The 16,248-nt window shown below is 59.0% G+C and carries 13 protein-coding genes; 9 read left to right on the forward strand and 4 right to left on the reverse strand.

Annotation, left to right across the window (positions count from 1 at the left end; genetic code table 11):
• Positions 1 to 35: 35 nt before the first annotated feature.
• Positions 36 to 1,202, reverse strand: coding sequence for an acyltransferase family protein (locus HDF14_RS12690; RefSeq protein ID WP_313899557.1), 1,167 nt, complete (start codon positions 1,200 to 1,202; stop codon positions 36 to 38).
• A 72-nt stretch (positions 1,203 to 1,274) separates the two neighbouring features.
• On the reverse strand, positions 1,275 to 1,691 hold the full coding sequence (locus HDF14_RS12695; RefSeq protein WP_183977177.1) for a helix-turn-helix domain-containing protein: 417 nt from the start codon (positions 1,689 to 1,691) through the stop codon (positions 1,275 to 1,277).
• A 344-nt stretch (positions 1,692 to 2,035) separates the two neighbouring features.
• Between HDF14_RS12695 and HDF14_RS12700 the strand changes: the two genes are divergently transcribed.
• The 3 genes from HDF14_RS12700 (at position 2,036) to HDF14_RS12710 (ending at position 6,360) form a co-directional block, all read left to right on the forward strand.
• A complete protein-coding gene (locus tag HDF14_RS12700; RefSeq protein WP_183977179.1) occupies positions 2,036 to 3,556 on the forward strand; it encodes a hypothetical protein in 1,521 nt (506 codons plus the stop codon).
• A 107-nt stretch (positions 3,557 to 3,663) separates the two neighbouring features.
• The gene (locus HDF14_RS12705; RefSeq protein ID WP_183977181.1) at positions 3,664 to 4,755 is read left to right on the forward strand and encodes an ABC transporter permease; all 1,092 of its coding nucleotides are present in this window, start codon (positions 3,664 to 3,666) and stop codon (positions 4,753 to 4,755) included.
• A gap of 57 nt (positions 4,756 to 4,812) precedes the next feature.
• On the forward strand, positions 4,813 to 6,360 hold the full coding sequence (locus tag HDF14_RS12710) for a hypothetical protein (RefSeq protein ID WP_183977183.1): 1,548 nt from the start codon (positions 4,813 to 4,815) through the stop codon (positions 6,358 to 6,360).
• Positions 6,361 to 6,396: 36 nt separating this feature from the next.
• On the opposite strand, the gene HDF14_RS12715 is transcribed toward HDF14_RS12710, so the two are convergent.
• Positions 6,397 to 7,422, reverse strand: coding sequence for a hypothetical protein (locus tag HDF14_RS12715; protein ID WP_183977186.1), 1,026 nt, complete (start codon positions 7,420 to 7,422; stop codon positions 6,397 to 6,399).
• A gap of 178 nt (positions 7,423 to 7,600) precedes the next feature.
• Between HDF14_RS12715 and HDF14_RS12720 the strand changes: the two genes are divergently transcribed.
• On the forward strand, positions 7,601 to 9,292 hold the full coding sequence (locus HDF14_RS12720; RefSeq protein WP_183977188.1) for a hypothetical protein: 1,692 nt from the start codon (positions 7,601 to 7,603) through the stop codon (positions 9,290 to 9,292).
• 74 nt (positions 9,293 to 9,366) lie between these two features.
• Here HDF14_RS12720 and HDF14_RS12725 read toward each other — a convergent pair whose 3' ends face one another.
• Positions 9,367 to 10,209 (reverse strand): energy transducer TonB, encoded by an 843-nt coding sequence (locus tag HDF14_RS12725; RefSeq protein ID WP_183977189.1) that lies wholly within the window; start codon positions 10,207 to 10,209, stop codon positions 9,367 to 9,369.
• Positions 10,210 to 10,498: 289 nt separating this feature from the next.
• On the opposite strand from HDF14_RS12725, the gene HDF14_RS12730 reads away from it, so the two are divergent.
• The 5 genes from HDF14_RS12730 to HDF14_RS12750 all read left to right on the forward strand — a co-directional run bounded on the left by HDF14_RS12730 (position 10,499) and on the right by HDF14_RS12750 (position 15,961).
• Positions 10,499 to 12,406 (forward strand): hypothetical protein, encoded by a 1,908-nt coding sequence (locus tag HDF14_RS12730; protein ID WP_183977191.1) that lies wholly within the window; start codon positions 10,499 to 10,501, stop codon positions 12,404 to 12,406.
• Between the two features lie 540 nt (positions 12,407 to 12,946).
• Positions 12,947 to 13,450 carry a 50S ribosomal protein L13 gene (gene rplM, locus HDF14_RS12735; RefSeq protein ID WP_183977193.1) on the forward strand — a complete coding sequence of 168 codons (504 nt, stop codon included), beginning with the start codon at positions 12,947 to 12,949 and terminating at the stop codon, positions 13,448 to 13,450.
• 76 nt (positions 13,451 to 13,526) lie between these two features.
• A complete protein-coding gene (gene rpsI / locus HDF14_RS12740; protein ID WP_020712730.1) occupies positions 13,527 to 13,922 on the forward strand; it encodes a 30S ribosomal protein S9 in 396 nt (131 codons plus the stop codon).
• A 295-nt stretch (positions 13,923 to 14,217) separates the two neighbouring features.
• Positions 14,218 to 15,153: a 30S ribosomal protein S2 gene (gene rpsB, locus HDF14_RS12745; protein WP_183977196.1), complete on the forward strand. Its 936-nt coding sequence runs from the start codon at positions 14,218 to 14,220 to the stop codon at positions 15,151 to 15,153.
• A 145-nt stretch (positions 15,154 to 15,298) separates the two neighbouring features.
• A complete protein-coding gene (locus tag HDF14_RS12750) occupies positions 15,299 to 15,961 on the forward strand; it encodes a translation elongation factor Ts (protein WP_183977198.1) in 663 nt (220 codons plus the stop codon).
• The last annotated feature ends 287 nt before the right edge of the window (positions 15,962 to 16,248 follow it).

Below are 16,248 nucleotides of genomic sequence, written 5' to 3' on the forward strand. Positions count from 1 at the left end.
GGGACGGGCTGATATTGAACATCTCAGATTCCGCATCACGCCGCAAATTCAGCTGCCTGCTTCTGATAGGTGAATCGTCCCTTCAGTTTCAGCCACTGTCTCTCGTACACCTCGTAGCTGACAACTGCGGTCACCATGGTCGCCATTAGCATCAACAAAACAAAGCAAACTCCCCCAAGTACAACAGAATGTAGACGCGACTGAAGCCACGGTTGCACCGCGGCGAGCACTGGCCAGAAGAGGATGTGGTAAACGTACATCCCATAGCTGTACCGGCCGACAAAGCGAAAGCCCGAAAGAGAACAGATCCGGTTCACGGCTCCTTCCGGCTTCAGGGCAAAAAGCACAATACAGGCGAACGTCGCAGCCAGCGCGGGGAAGCCAACCACGATCATCGGCACAGAGTGGAAATCAATTCCCCCCCATGCAATCACAATCAATAGGGTCGCAAGCGCAAACGGGAGCACTCTTTTCGCCCGAATTACCACTTCGTCGAATGGGATTGCCCGAACAGAGATCGCGCCAAGCGCGCCAAACAGCAAGCCGTCCATATGCGTCGGAAGTTGAGCGTAACACCACTCATACGCGTCCCCACGAGGCAGCCACAACAGCAAGCAGATTCGTAAAATCAATCCGCCAATAGACAACCCGCCGCATATCCACGCTAATCTGCGCCAGCTTCCAACCAGTATCACCAGCAGCGGCCACACAAAGTAAAACTGCTCCTCCACTGCCAGTGACCACAGATGCAGGAAGGACACCGCAGGGCGCACCGAACCCAGACTCGGATCAAGATTGTAAGCGATATTCCCTGCGTAAATCAGATAGGCCAGATGTCCCGTATGCCACTCAAGATGGAGCCATGGTGTCATCAGAAACAACAGGGCCAGAACAGTGTAGTAGAGAGGAAAGATGCGCAACGCCCTCCGCGCATAGAAGTTAGTGAAGTATCCGGGAAGCTCCCGCGTATCCAGCAGAATCCCGGTGATAAGAAACCCGGACAGCACGAAGAACAGATCCACGCCCATCCATCCACCGAAGCACAGTAAAAACGCAGTCTTCATCCAGATATTTCCCGCGTGGGAGGTCATTCCATAGTGACGGAAGAAGACCATCAAAAATGCGAGGCCACGAAGCCCGTCTAGGCTCGCTATATGTCTTGCTGAAAAGCGTGCTTCTCGGTTTACGATGGAACTCCCCACTCAGCTTCGACCAAATTGTAATAGTTGTGTTGAGGGGAAGCCATATCTCTTTCGCTTCGTGAAAACTTTGTGTTACGGAATCAAACGCCCGTGCAACGCGAACTTCCACACCGCCCAACCCAGAACCCCCAACATTGTCACCATGGTTCCAACGCCCATCCATCGCAGGTTCTGCTTTTGCGCGACGCCGCTTCTGTTCCTTCGGACATTTTCCGCGAACTCGGTCCAGTCGGTATTCCCGTTCTCAGTGCCGCTCTCCCGCAGACTCACCTCAAACCGTTCGATCCAGGGCGTCTCTTCCAATCCCACCGCGGTTAGGTAGCTGCGAACAATACCCTTTCGGAACACCCCGCCCGGCAACGAGTCGTACTCGCCGGCTTCAAGCGCCTCCAGGTGACGCACCGAGATCTTAGTCTCCCCGGAGATACTCTCCATCGAGACCTTGCGCCTCACGCGCTCCCGTCGTAGCTCGTCGCCGAATCGCTCCATTCGCTCCGTCCAACTGTTACCGGCACGAACCTCTGTCCAGCTCGCACCACATAATTCATCGAAGAATAGACCGGGGGATTTGTCAAAGTCAAAGCCACTTTTGGGTGATAAGCGCCTCAGCTACCATATTGGAACCACGCCGGTTAGAACCGTTACTCTCTGGTTATCCCCCGCATTCCACCTAAGGGGTATTTCTTTGACGATCCGCGCTCCCGCTCGCTATCATCGCAATAGAAGCGTCGATCGAGCGAATCCGTGACTTTTGGCGGTCCAACCTAAAGCTCCGCCCCAGTGCCCGCAGGCTTTCGGAAGCCGTTCCAGTCCCCGGTTGAGAAAGAAAACGAGTGCGTCTCCCCTTTCCCGAAAAAATTCCGATCGTCCCCGCCTTCTTCTTCGCGTTGACACTCTGCCTCATCCAGATCTCCCAAGGCACCCACGCCACCTTCGCGCTAGGGTGTTTCCTCTACATCCTCGTCGCTACACACGGATTTAATGTTGCTGGCGGGTTCACGCGGAGCTCAGGTGCCTTCATCTTCTTTAACTCAGTGCTCGGCGTCGTCGTCGGTCTCTGCATGAAGGTCTATCTTGGCGAACCCGCAGACAGCAACCTTTTGGCCCCTGAACTCACCATCAGAGTCCTGCTAGTGGGTATGTGCATGATGGTCGTAGCAATCTACATCACTCGAAGGATTACTCCCAGGCGCTCCCTTCTGGGCAGGATGGTTACGGATGCCAAGATGCAGACAGCTACCGTCGGCTGTCTCATCGCTGGAATCCTGCTTTATATCTCCTTCTTGATTTTTCCCTCTGGAAGCGGCTCTGTCCTGAGCGCCCTCAACCAGCTCAACCGCTTTTTCCCCATGGCGGTCGTCCTCGGAACTCTCAACACCATCCGTCGCAGCGGCGGCAGACGGAGCATTAACCTCCCCGCTCTCCTCGCCGGCCTCATGATGTTTTTCGTCGGCCTCTTTGGATTCTCTAAAGAGGGAATGTTTGCTCCATTTGCCGCCTGGATCCTGACCGCAGCCTCCCAACGATATAAGCTCAGCCGGCCCCAGATCGTAGGTGGGGTCATCGCCACCATCTTCATCTTTCGATATCTCGTTCCCTACGCTCAGTATGGAAGAAACTTTCGTGAAGAAAACGGTGCCAGCTACGCGACCGTGTTCAATCTCCTTGGAAATTTGGGATATGTTCGCGAGCAATACCTACAGAGCTCGGAGGATGCGTACGAGGAACGGATCCTCGGTTACTTCAACACCCCTCAGGGATTCTTCGATCGTCTCCAGATGCTCTCGATCGACGACGCTCTCATCAATGAGACGGCACTATTCGGCAAGTTTGGTGGCTACCCCATTATCTTGGCTTTCGAAAACGTTGTTCCCCACTTCATCTGGAAAGACAAGCCCCAGATCCTGATCGGAAATATCTGGGCCCACGAAGTGGGTTTATTGGGCGACGAGGACGAAACCACCGGAGTCTCCTTCTCTTCGACCGCAACGGGTTTTCACATGCTCGGTTGGATTGGAGTGTTCCTCCTCGCTCCTGCCATTTGGATTCTCCTCTTTACGATCTTTGATTCTCTCTGCGGCGATACCCGTCAGACTCCATGGGGGCTGCTGGTCATGGTTCTTTATGCTCACGCGGCCCCTGAGGGCGATATTCCGAGTCTCATCTACATCTGCTTCTACACTGGATTTGGCATCGTCTTTGCCGCAGTCGTAGGTGCTTATGTGATGCCGGTACTTGGAACCCTCTTCATCGGCCCCGAGGGAATAGAGCTTCGCCGAGCAGGGTCTATCCGAAGCATCGCTGGCCGCCTCCTTCCCCCTCCGCCGAAGCCGGATCAGCCTCACACCCCCTGACTGCTCCAAATGACCGCTCCAGGCAGCCACATCGCCCAACGGTATAGTCAAGCACCCGGAACGCATCCCTCCCTTCGCCGAGCCCATTCCCATACACTGGTACAAGAATGAATAAATTAGTTGCCGGCAATCTGGTCCACCGCCCCCTCCGTTCGCTCATCAGCTGCCTCGCCATCGCCATCGAGGTCATCATGATCCTCTCCATCACCGCCATCCTCATGGGCAAGCTCAACGGATTCAAGACCCGCCAGAACGGCATCGGCATGGATATGTTCGTCCGCCCCAACACCGCCAGCAACCTCATCGGCATGAGCCCCGCCGGAGCCTCCATCAAGGTCGCTGACGTCCTCGCCAAAATCCCGCACGTCGTCGTCTCCGCTCCCGTCAACGTTCAGATCAACAGCTCCCTCGACACCATCTACGGCATCGACTTCAAGAGTTTCGACGCGCTTCTGCCCTTCACCTTCCTCTCCGGCACTCCCTTCCAGGGCCCCGACGACGTCATCCTCGACGACTACTCCGCCGCCGGCAAAAAAGTCGGCGACCACATCAGCATCCTCAACCATCCGTTCCGAATCTCAGGCATCGTCGCCCACGGCAAAGGAGGCCGCAAGTTCGTCCCCATCGACACCATGGGCTCGCTCACCGGCACCGAAGGCAAAGCCACCATGTTCTACCTCCGTACGGAAGACCAGCCAAAGTACCAGGACGAAGTCCGCAAGGCCATCCTCGCCACGCCAGGCATGAGCACCTACAACGTCGCCACGGCCGAGGAGTACCTCTCCTCCATCTCACCCGACCGTCTCCCTGGCTTCAACATCGGCCTTCAGGTCGTCATCGGCATCGCCGTCATCATCGGCTTCCTCGTCATCTTCCAGTCCATGTACACCGCCGTCATGGAGCGCACCCGCGAGATCGGCATTCTCAAATCCATGGGAGCCTCGCGCTCCTACATCGTCGGCATCGTCCTTCGCGAAACTGGCGTCCTCGCCACCATCGGCATCGTCCTCGGCATTGCAGCCAGCTTCGCTCTCAGCGCCGCTCTCGAAGCCCGCTTCCCCACACTCGACTTCGTCATCAACGTCCCCTACGTCTGGAAGGCCACAGCCATCGCCTTCATCGGAGCCCTGCTGGGCGCACTCTACCCAGCTCTCAAAGCCGCCAGCAAAGACCCCATCGACGCCCTCTCCTACGAGTAGGCAAAAACATCCACAACTCATTGCGACAGCAATTCAAAAAATGAACCCGTGCGAGGTGTGGCACAAGTGAATGCATGGATCAATCGAGCCTATCTTTGGGTAACCCTGGCTTTGTCGATTTGGCTCCTTGTCTGGATCAGCCTCTCCTGGGCAGGCGTTCAGGATGACGCATTCATCCATCTTCGTTACGCGGACAATCTCTTCCACACCCACCTCGTCACCTACGACGGAGTCCATCCCAACTACGGCGCATCGAGCCTCCTCTACATCTACCTCTTGTCGTTCCTCCGCCCGCTTTCGGCATCTCCAAATCTCCCGCGCCTGGTCTCTAGTTGCGTTCACATTCTTCTCTTACTCGGTGTAGCCGCACTCTTCCTCCGTGCAACTCCGCGGGAATCCTCGCTCGCTCGTCTCCTTGGACTCATCGTGATGACCCTCCTCGTCGCGCCCTCCTCTGTTCGCTGGCTGGACGACGGCATGGAAACCGGAATCGCCCTCTGCTTCGTCGCTCTCATCTGCTGGCTTACCTTTCGCGAATCCGAAGATGCCTCTATCACCCCGGTCCGATACGCTGCCTACACGGTTCTGGGCTTCCTTGCCGTCTTCCTGCGTATTGAACTCATCCTCCTGTGCGGGATCGCGTCGCTCCTGATTGTGTGGAAACAAATCTTCGCCCCAAACTCGAGCTTCAACCGTCGCCTGCAATCGATCCTCAATGCAAGTCACCTGCTCCTCGGCAGCCTTCTGGCCATGCTCTTTATCGTCATCAAGATGCATCACCTGCTTCCCGATACAGCGAAAGCAAAAGCTGACGGCATCCCCGACTGGGGGACGGCCTTTAGCGTCACCGCAACGGTCCTCGCAGGCGGGCTCTCCTTTGGAGCGGGGATTTTCATCTTCTGGCTTCTGACCCTCTTCCTGCTGTGGCGCGCTTCACGGCTCTCACCGCGTGCGTTGGTCGCCAACTCCATCTTTCCCATCCTGTTTTCAATCGCGGCGATCCGGGGACAACAGATTCAGGGAGCTCGATACTTCGTCTGGTCTTTCTTTTTCTCGGCCCTGTGGAACAGTCTTGAGCTGACGCGTCACCCAATCGAGAGTGAATCAAAAAGTCCCGTACTCTTGCCGGCCTACTGCTTCCTGGCCCTCACTCTGCTTGCCCTGCCGATCGAATCGAAGGTGATGTATCCCTTCTTAAGAGATCGCGCCACTCTCGTCCGAAGCTTTCAGAACAATCACCTTGAGACTCTGGAAGGCAAACGTGGAATTGCATTCGACATAGGCCAAATCGGTTATTTCTCTCGAGCGGATATCTGCGACCTCGCCGGTCTGGTCAACGGCAGGAGCAACGCTGGCCTTACAGAAAACCAGCATCTTACACGGTGCGTCGCGACGAACCCCGACTTCCTGTTCCTCCACGCCGAGGCGGTTTACGCCATCAGCCATTACTTGCCAATCAAAGACTGGCAGCTCTGCGGGCTCTATCCCTTCCGAAGGGTGGATAACACAGACCAGCACTACCTCCTGGCACGACGCTCCGAAGCGCTCGAAATCTGCAAAGACCCTCCGCCCACGCCACCCGAACTCCAGCCCCTCTTCCAATAAGAGAAGCTCTCAACCACCGATTGATCTGTTAGAGACTCACAGCGCTGGCAGGCGCGTCCCGCGCTGACTCTCGGTCCCAATCGTGGGCAGAAACCGCTGTATCGCAATCTCGATCGTCAGAGGCGCCAGCGCCAGTGCGAACGGCAAAAAGATCCGAACCTCCTGCACTCTCCCCACTACCACCCACATTCCTAGAAAGATCAACGCCCCCACCAATACCGCCACTCCACCCGCCTCCACCTGAAACCTCCTCCGCACCGCCATCCACAAAGTCCACGCAAACGGCCCCATAAACAACACAAAAGGAATCCACGCATCCGGCGAACGCAAATTCGTAATCAGTTGAAACACCGGCGTGCTCCCATAGTTCGCCTGCGGAAACGCCCGCCGCATCAGCCAAAACTGAATTCCCAACCCAATCAACATCGCAGTCGCGCTCGTCCCTGCCTGCAGACTCCGCGACAGCACAAATCCCCGCCCCAGCGGTGTCAGGCACACCAGCAAAATCCCCAAATGCAGCGCAAACCCAACATCCGCGCGGACAAACCCCTGCACGACAGCCAGCACCAACAGACCAACAACCGCGGTCCCCGCTCCCCCCGGCACAGTCTCCGCCAGCAGCAACAGCGCCAGCGCCAAAATCCCCGCCGTAGGCAGCGTCTCCGGCCGCTGATACCAAAGCAGCCAGGCAAGATAAAACTGCACCAGCACCAAAAATCCAGCCGCCCCAAACCACCGGCCCTCAAGCGTGGCTCCGCGATATACCGCCGACCGCCGCAGCACAAAAAACAGCGTAAACAAACCAACAAAAGCCGCAATCACATCCAACACCGCCAACGTATGCCGAAGCGCCAAATGCGTATGCTGAGCCAAAAAGTAAGCCGTATCGATCACACCAATCCGATACTGGTTCGGCGCACTCGCCGTTCCTCCCACCACATCCATCCAGATACCTGGCTCTGAATGGAACGTATGACTATAGCTCCAGTAGTCCAGATAACCCGCCGACAGAACGACAAGACTCAGCAGTACGCTGACGACCTTCTTTGGGCCCTGCATCATCCGTTCCCGTCTCGCTTCCCCACTGTGGTTTGAGAGGAAGCATAGCACTCGATCCATCGTCCACGATCCCGATCGGACCTCCGCCACCAACCCTTCTGCAACGCTTTGCATCCTTTCGTACTAATTCTGTAATACCCTAAACTCTCACGACAAATTTGCGTTTAACCCAACGTACACAATGAAGCGGCCAGGCTCCATCTCGTCTCCAATACTTCGCATCGTCGAGGCTGCCCTTCTCTTCGTCTCTGCCATCTTCCTCATCCTGCACGCCTTCCACCTCAGCGCCGACTTTCCCAACCACTCCCCATGGATGGATTGGGCCAAGTACACCGATGAAGGCTGGTACGGCGACGGAGCCATCCGCCATTTCCAGCGAGGCCACTGGTACGTCCCCGGCGATTTCAACCCCGCTGCCGCCCTCCCCGTCTGGCCTCTCCTCGAAGCCGCCCTCTTCCGCTTCACCGGCGTCAGTCTCACCGCCGCCCGCGGCCTCACCGTCGCCATCTTCGGCCTCATCCTCGCCGCCTCTTATCTCCTGCTTCGCCGATGGCAAAATCTGGCAGCGACCCCAGAGCAAACCCCGAACCAGAAACCCGCCAAAACTCTAGCCCCCGCCATCGCCGTCCTCCTTCTGGCGGTAAGTCCCTTCTGCTACGTCTTCACCCGCATGGCGATCCTCGAACCCCTTCTCATCCTCCTCACGCTCCTCGCCCTGCTCGCCGCCTCCTACGCGACACCGGAGCAGGGAATTGAGCCGACTTCCCTACGAAACCGCCTCCAACAATCGATCCCCATCGTCTCTCTCGGCCTTCTTCTCCCTCTGATGGTCCTCACCAAGACCACGGCCATCTTCCTCCTCCCCGCCATCGGCTGGATCCTCTGGGCCCGCGCCGAATACCGCATCCGCCCCTTCCTCCGCCTCACTCTCCCCGCGGGAGCCCTAGCAGTCGTCACCTGGATCGCCTACTACGCCCTCATCATCCGACCCCACTTCCTCGACGACTATCGCTACCTCTTCAGCGCCAACGCCTACACCGGCATCACCCCCGGCACCGCCCTCTCGGTCCTCGGCGACACCATTACCGATGGCCTCTGGATTGGCAACATCCTCTACCCTCTGGCTCTCCTCGCCGCCTTTTCAGCTCTTATCCTCCGCCCCCGGCTCCTTCGCAACCCACTCATACCCGCACTTCTCCTCTGGGCCGCTGGCTACGCCTTCTTCCTCGCCTATCACAACAACCTCCAGCCCCGTTACTACCTCGTCCTCGCAGTCCCACTCACGCTGCTGATTCCCATCGTCTTCTCGACTCTCTGGACCAACCCGCAACCTCACTCCCAGCCCCTGTCCCCCCTCCGTCGCCTCGCGACCGCCACCATCGTCGCCGTCGTGGCCGTTCTCACCGTCACCGACGCCCGCCAGACCCTCCACTACGTCCGAACCCCCGACTACACCTTCACCACCGCCGCTGCTCAGATCCGCGAGATCGTCTCCGCCGACCACACCCACAACCCGCTCATCCTCTCCATCAGCGGCTCCAACCTCTCTCTCATGACAGGTCTGCCCTCCATCTGCGACGACTTCGGCACCATGGACCTCGCCGTCCGCGTCCGTGCCTACCACCCAGGCTGGTACGTCGCCTGGAATCAGGTCGACGATGACAAGATGGATGCCCTCGCTCCCACCTACCACCTCCAGCGAGTCGCGGCCTTCCCCGCCATGGACGACCCCGAGCGCAACCTCCTCATCCTCTACCGCTTGGACCCCGCCATCCCCGGCACGCCCCCGCGCCGCCGTCACAAAGCCAACATCCCCCGACTCCTCCAGACCAACTTCGGCCAGCAGCCCAGCCCCATTCAACTCGAGCACTAAGCCAGTCACCCCCACCACACGCTTCTCGAGAGTCACCTCACGGCTCCCGCCAAAACCGAATCTCTGCCCCTGCTCTACGGCCTCTGGTTCGCCAAGCTAAACTGCTGCTCCACAACCACGCTCGTCGCTACCGGACTCCCGCCCCGCATCCCCGGCGCAAATCGCCACTTCTGCACTGCCTCCACCGCGCTCGCATCAAGCCCATACCCGAGCGGCCGCGCTATTGCCACCCTCCGCGGCACTCCACTCGCATCCACCACAAGCCGCAGTTCAACCGATCCCTGCACCCTGTCTCGCAGCGCCGGATCGCCAAACTTCGCCTCCACCCGGTGATCCACCTTGGGTTCAATCACATCTTTCGACGGCTCCCCCGGCCCATTCATCGGATAGACTGTCTGCCCGTCCAACGCATCCTGCGGCCACGCCAGCGCCGGGTTGAAGTAATGCCGCCAGTAATCCGGCATCGCCCGCTGCATCTCCGGATCGATCCCAACCGAAAAAATCTCCGCAAACACAGCCTCCAGCCTGGTTGAATCTCCCGGGTCAGCGACCACCACCTGAATCTTCTCGTCCTTCAACACGTGCCGCTCAAACTCATGGTTGTCCGTGTTATATCGAACCGCAGCGCGAACCCCATCAAGCTCAATCTCGCCTGTCCCTCTCCGCGCCACCGTCAAAACATTCATCGCCGCCAGCGTCCAATCACCCACCTTGGGCTCTCCCCGCACCTTTCCCGCAGCGTCATACGTCAGCTCGTTGTTTAAATAAAATCCACGAAGAAACAGCGCCCGTCCCACCAACAACGAAGCAGCCGTCATCTCCGCACCCGCGACTGTTCCCTGCGTCGACTGCCCAAGCCCCGCAACCCACCCGATCATCCAAACGAAAACAATCGCCGCTTTGTTTCTACGCGTCATGCAAGTCCTCGAAAACCTCTTCCCCTGGAATGCCTGCGACAGATGCCATGCGACAGATGCCTGCAATTCGACTGAACCGTCCGGGCGACAGTTCACCATATCTGTCATTTGAGTAGGAAATTCACCCCTCCATACCGCATGAACAAGATAACCAGAATAAGCAACCATCACCGTCCCAAAAAAACACAAGACCAGACAGAACTTACTTATAGAATCTGAAAGCCTGACCTCCGGAGGCCCTTCTGCCACATCAGCGGAGCCCTTCGCGCCAACAAACCGAGGATGTTGCATGACCCCAGCTTCACTGCTGCATTTCGTTGAGGCCCTTCTTTGGTGCGCCCTCCTCTTTCTCTCCATAGCAGGCTACGGAGCCCTTCTCCTTCGTCTCTTCAACATCCGTAGCCCCTCCATCACACTCGCAGCCACCAGCGGCTTCGCCCTCGTCATCTTCCTCGGAGGCTGTCTCAATCTCCTGCACCTGATCACCGCTCCCATCCTGATAGCCCTCACCATCCTCGGCCTTCTCGCCGCAGTCCTCCTCCGCATCACCATCAACGAAACCTCTACCCCCGCCTCACTCCCGCTCCCCGAAAAAACCTCCTGGGCCTCAAGCCTCGTCCCGTTGCTCCTGATCATGACTGCCGTCGTCTTTATCATCCGCATCGCCGCCACCGTACACACCCAGTCCTATCAGGCCTCCGACGACTACAACTTCTACCTCGCCGCCCCCGCGAAGATGCTCCAACTCCACCACTACGCAGCCGATCCCTTCAGCGAGCGCCGAGTCATGTCCAGCATCGGCGGCAACTACTTCCTCCAGACCCTGGTCCTCGCCACCCTCCCCCTGACAGACGTTCAGATGGCCGACCGCGCCCTCGGCCTCCTCCTTCTAGCCTTTCTCGCCTTCGCTCTCCCCTCTGAGTTCCGCCTCTCTCCATCCCAGCGCGTCGTATTCGCTCTTCTCGTCTTCACAACACCCCAGCTCGTCTTCAACCTGACCTTCGTCCTTCTACCAAGCGCCCTCTTTTTCTCCCTCGTCTACGTCGCAGCCCACCGCAAACTCCTCGCCGAAAACTCAACCCTCCAGGCCCTTCTCCTCGGCGCGATCACCGGCGTCATCGCCACCACCAAATCCACCTACCTCCCTCACGGAGTCATCTTCGTCGCCTGCTTCGCACTCTTCCAGGCGCGTCGCCGAGGCCTCTCCTCAGGCACAAAGACCCTCCTCCTCGCCGCCCTCTCCTGCCTGATCGTCATGGCGCCGTGGATGATCGCCAACCACGCCACCTCCGGCACCTGGTTCTACCCCTCGCTCGGCAAGGGCTACCAATACAGCACCTACGGCCTCTACCCCGCACCCTCCGGAGCCGGCCTCTCCATCATCCTGCACAAAGTCGTCCCCTTCTGCGCCCCCCTCGGCCTCCTCCTCGTGCTCGAATGGTTCCTGGGCGACCGCGATGAGCAGGGCGAAGCTATCCTCTCCCTCTCCGCCGCCGCTCTCTGCGCCACCCTCCTGGTCGGCATAGGCACTGGCGGAGACTCCGTCCGCCGCTACAACTACCCCTGCATCATCCCCGCGATGCTGCTCCTCTACATCGTCTTCAGCCGCCGCCGCAACACCTTCCCCGGCTCCCGCCGCTGGCCCATCCTCCAAACCATCACCATCCTCTTCATCTCCTACACCGCCATCACCACCTGGCGAAACAAGTTCACCAACGAGTACGACCAGATCCCGATCGGTCTCAAGGCCGGCCTCCGCGACACCCCCATCGTCCCCGCCAGCGTCTCTGATGAATACGCTTCCGTCCAACGAGCCATCCCGACCGACGCAGGCACCATCGCCACCGTCACCAACAGCTTCCTCTTCGACTACCGCACCAACCCCATCAGCATCGCCGACTATCCCGGAGCCGCTAGCCTTCCCCCGGGCTGGCCCTCCCGCGGCGACGGCAACGCCCTCGCCGAGTACCTCCTTGCCCACAACCTCCGCTACCTTGTCTGCTCCTACGCCGACTTCGTAGGCCTTGACCAGGAAGCCGTCAAAGTTCTCCACGACCCCAGCCGCACCCAGTGGATTCGCAGCGAACAGGCCATCATCCTTCGCTCCCACCAGCAGTACGCCGAGCTCGCTAAAACCCGCCGCCATCTCTACGACGACGGCCAAATCTACGTCTTGGACCTGGCCGAGCAACGCTAGACGCCCTGCGCGGGCGGCGGTCACTTCGTGACATGTATACCGGCTCCGCCCGTCCCGCGACCAACGGAAGCGCCACCCGAAGGGGTATACATGTCACGAAGTGACCGCACCGCGCGCAGCGGGCCCGGCCGGCAGGCCGCCTCTCACAAACACCCGAAAACAAACCAAACAATCCTTGACGCCACCCCGAGCCACCAGTAAGATTAAATCTCGCGCAGTCTCGCGTCTGTACGTCTGTGTCACTACCGTTTCCAGGCGAGTCAGGTCAGTGAGGCATCCGTGGTGGATCCACTGGGGAGCAGCTTTCAACATAGCCGCCCCTGAAGCACCCATCCCATAGGTTTGTGCGTAGTTCAGCTTAAGCGGCTTGTTCCGCGTGTTTGGAGAGCATTTCTCCCTTCCCGCTCGTCGCCTTGCTCTGGAGCAAACGTTCTTTCGGGTTTTTTCAGTTTTTCCTATTAGCGAATCATCAACGGCACCATTTTCTTCATGCACCACGCCGAACACTGAAGACGGCAGAAACAAGGAGTAACCCAACCGATGCCTACCACCATTCCGAGTGGCAAAGACATTAAGCGCAAGTGGTACCTGCTCGATGCGAGCGGTAAGACCCTGGGCCGTCTCGCCACACAGGCCGCCTCCGTCCTCGCCGGCAAGACCAGCCCGCTCTACACCCCCTACATCGATATGGGCGATCACGTCGTGATCATCAACGCCGAAAAGATCGTGCTCACCGGCCTCAAGTCTGACCAGAAGCTCTACCGCCGCTACACCGGATTCCCCGGTGGTCTTCGCGAAGAGTCCTTCATCAAGCTTCTCGCCCGTCGCCCCGAAGCCATCGTCGAGCAGGCTGTCAAGGGCATGCTTCCCAAGTCCAAGCTCGGCCGCCAGATGGCCACCAAGCTCAAGGTCTACAAGGGAGCACAGCATCCCCACCTCGCCCAGCAGCCCGTTGCCATGGACTTCCATGCCTCCAACGCGCCCAAGGTTCTCACCTCCAAGGTCATGGTGCCGACTCATCCGGCTCACTCCCTCGAAGGCTAAGCGTCCCCTCCCGATCTTCGGGAGCTAACGAAGTTTGGGGCATCAGCCCCGGGTTTTCAAAAGTTCAAGGAGCACCATGGCAGATCTGATTCAGTACTACGGAACCGGCCGTCGCAAGTCCTCGATCGCACGCGTCTTCCTGCGTCCAGGCAGCGGCAAATTCACCGTCAACAAAAAAGAGTGTGACGTCTACTTCGTCACCGCCCAACAGCGCGCAGCCGCCAAGCGGTCGCTCGGCATCGCCGACATCGGCGAAACCTTCGACGTCATCACCACCGTAAAGGGTGGCGGCGTCATGGGCCAGGCCGATGCTGTCAAACTCGGCATCGCACGCGCCCTCATGGTATTCAACCCCGAGCTCCGTAAGGCGCTCAAGGCAGAAGGCCTCGTTACCCGCGACTCGCGCGGTAAAGAGCGCAAGAAGTACGGTCAGAAGGGCGCTCGCGCTCGCTTCCAGTTCAGCAAACGCTAATCGCGGTTGTCGTTGCTTTTCTGGTTGTCGGAAGCGTTGTTGCTTTTCTGGTTGTCATCCCCGAAGGGGATCTGCTTCTGTACTTGCTGTTGTTTTTGTTCTCAAGGTGGAAGCCGTGGCTTCAGCCCCGGCTTCCACCGCAGCACAACGGGCCCTGTTTCAAAGCGGCGAAAAGGAATCACCGCTCAGCACCACCCTCCCAGAGCATCGTGAGGCAAGGAGTCAAATCTCCCGCACGCGGGATTAATCCAGGCACCGGAGCACCGGTCCGGCTGTCTTAAACCAAGGAGCTACATTGGCAAATATCACTATGAAAGAACTGCTCGAAGCTGGCGTTCACTTCGGGCATCAGACCAAGCGCTGGAACCCCAAGATGAAGGAGTACATCTTCGGCGAGCGCAACGGCATTTACATCATCGACCTCCAGAAGACCCTCAAGATGTTCAAAGAGGCTTCGAAGTTCGTCACCGATCTCACCTCCACCGGCAAGCTCATCCTCTTCGTTGGCACCAAGCGCCAGGCGCAGGACGCCATCGCTGAAGAAGCCACCCGCGCGGGTATGCCCTACATCAACAGCCGCTGGCTCGGTGGTCTCCTCACCAACTGGGTCACCGTGCAGAAGTCCGTCAAGCGCCTCACCGAACTCGACGATATGTCGACCGATGGCCGCTACGAACTCCTCACCAAGAAGGAAGTCATCAAGCTCGAGCGCGAGCGCAAGCACCTCACGACCAACCTTGCCGGTATCAAGACCATGAAGCGCCTTCCCGACGCCCTCTTCATCGTTGACTCCAACAATGAAGCCATCGCCGTCGCCGAAGCCCGCAAGCTTGGCATCCCGGTCGTCGCAGTCGTCGACACCAACTGCGATCCCACCGTCGTCGACTACGTCATCCCCGGCAACGACGACGCCCTCCGCGCCATCCGCCTCTTCACCACGAAGATCGCCGATTCCGCCTACGAAGGCGTCCAGATGGTCTCCGAGAAGGCCTTCGCCACCGAGTCCGCTGACATTCAGCCCCTCGCAGTCTCCCCCGAGTACATCGGCGAAGATGGCGAGATCGAGCCCGGCGAGATCCACGCTGCTGCCGAGCCCGTAGAAGCTGCCGCCGACGAAGACGAAACCGTTGACCTCGCTGCAGTCCTCGGCGGAAACATCCGCAAGGCGCCCTCAGCCGCCAGCGAGCCCGAAGCAGAGACCGAGTCCATCTCCGCCCAGGCCGCCGTCTAACGCATCTCTTCGTGCCGAGAGGTCGCCACAAGGAAAGGGCAGGGCATTAGCCGTGCCGTAACCGCCTCTTGTTATTTTGGTGGGGGCGCGGGCATCCAGCCCGCGCCCCCTTTCGCAGAAACCGCCACTCCCAAGGAAACTCATCATGACTGAAACCGCCGTAAAGATCGACGCAAAACTCGTCAAAGAACTCCGTGAAAAGTCCGGCGCCCCCATGGGCGACTGCCTGAAAGCCCTGCAGGAAGCCCGCGGTGAAATGGAAGCCGCCTTCGTCGTCCTCCGCAAGCGCGGCATGGCCTCGGCCGCCAAGAAGGCTACCCGCACCACCAACGAAGGCGCAGTCGGAACCTACATCCACGCCGGCGGAAAGATCGGCGTTCTCCTCGAGCTCAACTGCGAGTCCGACTTCGTAGCCCGCACCGACGACTTCCAGGAACTCCTCCGCGACGTTGCCATGCACATCGCCGCCGTTGACCCGCGCTTCGTCAGCCGCGAGGATGTCACCGAAGCAGACCTCGAGCGCGAGAAGGACGTCTACCGCGCCCAGGCCGCTGCCTCCGGCAAACCCGCCGAGATCATCGAGAAGATGCTCACCGGCAAGCTCGCCAAGTTCTACGAAGAGTTCTGCCTCCTCGACCAGCCCTTCATCAAGGAAGCCTCGCAGACCATCGGCCAGCTCATCGCCAGCAAAGTCGCAAAGCTCGGCGAGAACATCAGCGTCCGTCGCTTCGCCCGCTTCAAGGTAGGCGCCACCGACTGGACCGTAGCCCAGGCCAAGGCAGCCACCACCGAAGAAGCCGCCTCCTAATCTGTAACCATCATCGCTACACAAAAAGCCCGGGCATCGTCCCGGGCTCTCTTGCTTTCAATCCTTTTGCCTCTGCTTTTGTCATGCCTTTTTGGTTGTCATTCCGCAGCGAAGCGGAGGAATCTGCTTTTCATCGCGCGCCACCTCCCTTGACGCCACACCCCACCTCCACTAATCTCCAACCATGCACTTCGCCTCTGCAACCCGTTATTGTTGTCCGTCCAGCCTCTAGGCTGACGACACCTCAGGGCACCACAGAACCCTCCAGATCAATCGTCAGTCGAGCA

The sequence above is a fragment of the Tunturiibacter gelidiferens genome (assembly GCF_014201335.1).
Classification (GTDB): Bacteria; Acidobacteriota; Terriglobia; order Terriglobales; family Acidobacteriaceae; genus Edaphobacter; species Edaphobacter lichenicola_E.

Bases quoted from the DNA above. Each gene is read 5' to 3' on its own strand.
- HDF14_RS12695 (WP_183977177.1), bottom strand. From the start codon at position 1,691: ATGGAGCGATTCGGCGACGAGCTACGACGGGAGCGCGTGAGGCGCAAG.
- HDF14_RS12705 (WP_183977181.1), top strand. From the start codon at position 3,664: ATGAATAAATTAGTTGCCGGCAATCTGGTCCACCGCCCCCTCCGTTCG.
- HDF14_RS12715 (WP_183977186.1), bottom strand. From the start codon at position 7,422: ATGATGCAGGGCCCAAAGAAGGTCGTCAGCGTACTGCTGAGTCTTGTC.
- HDF14_RS12720 (WP_183977188.1), top strand. From the start codon at position 7,601: ATGAAGCGGCCAGGCTCCATCTCGTCTCCAATACTTCGCATCGTCGAG.
- HDF14_RS12725 (WP_183977189.1), bottom strand. From the start codon at position 10,209: ATGACGCGTAGAAACAAAGCGGCGATTGTTTTCGTTTGGATGATCGGG.
- HDF14_RS12730 (WP_183977191.1), top strand. From the start codon at position 10,499: ATGACCCCAGCTTCACTGCTGCATTTCGTTGAGGCCCTTCTTTGGTGC.
- rplM (WP_183977193.1), top strand. From the start codon at position 12,947: ATGCCTACCACCATTCCGAGTGGCAAAGACATTAAGCGCAAGTGGTAC.
- rpsI (WP_020712730.1), top strand. From the start codon at position 13,527: ATGGCAGATCTGATTCAGTACTACGGAACCGGCCGTCGCAAGTCCTCG.
- HDF14_RS12750 (WP_183977198.1), top strand. From the start codon at position 15,299: ATGACTGAAACCGCCGTAAAGATCGACGCAAAACTCGTCAAAGAACTC.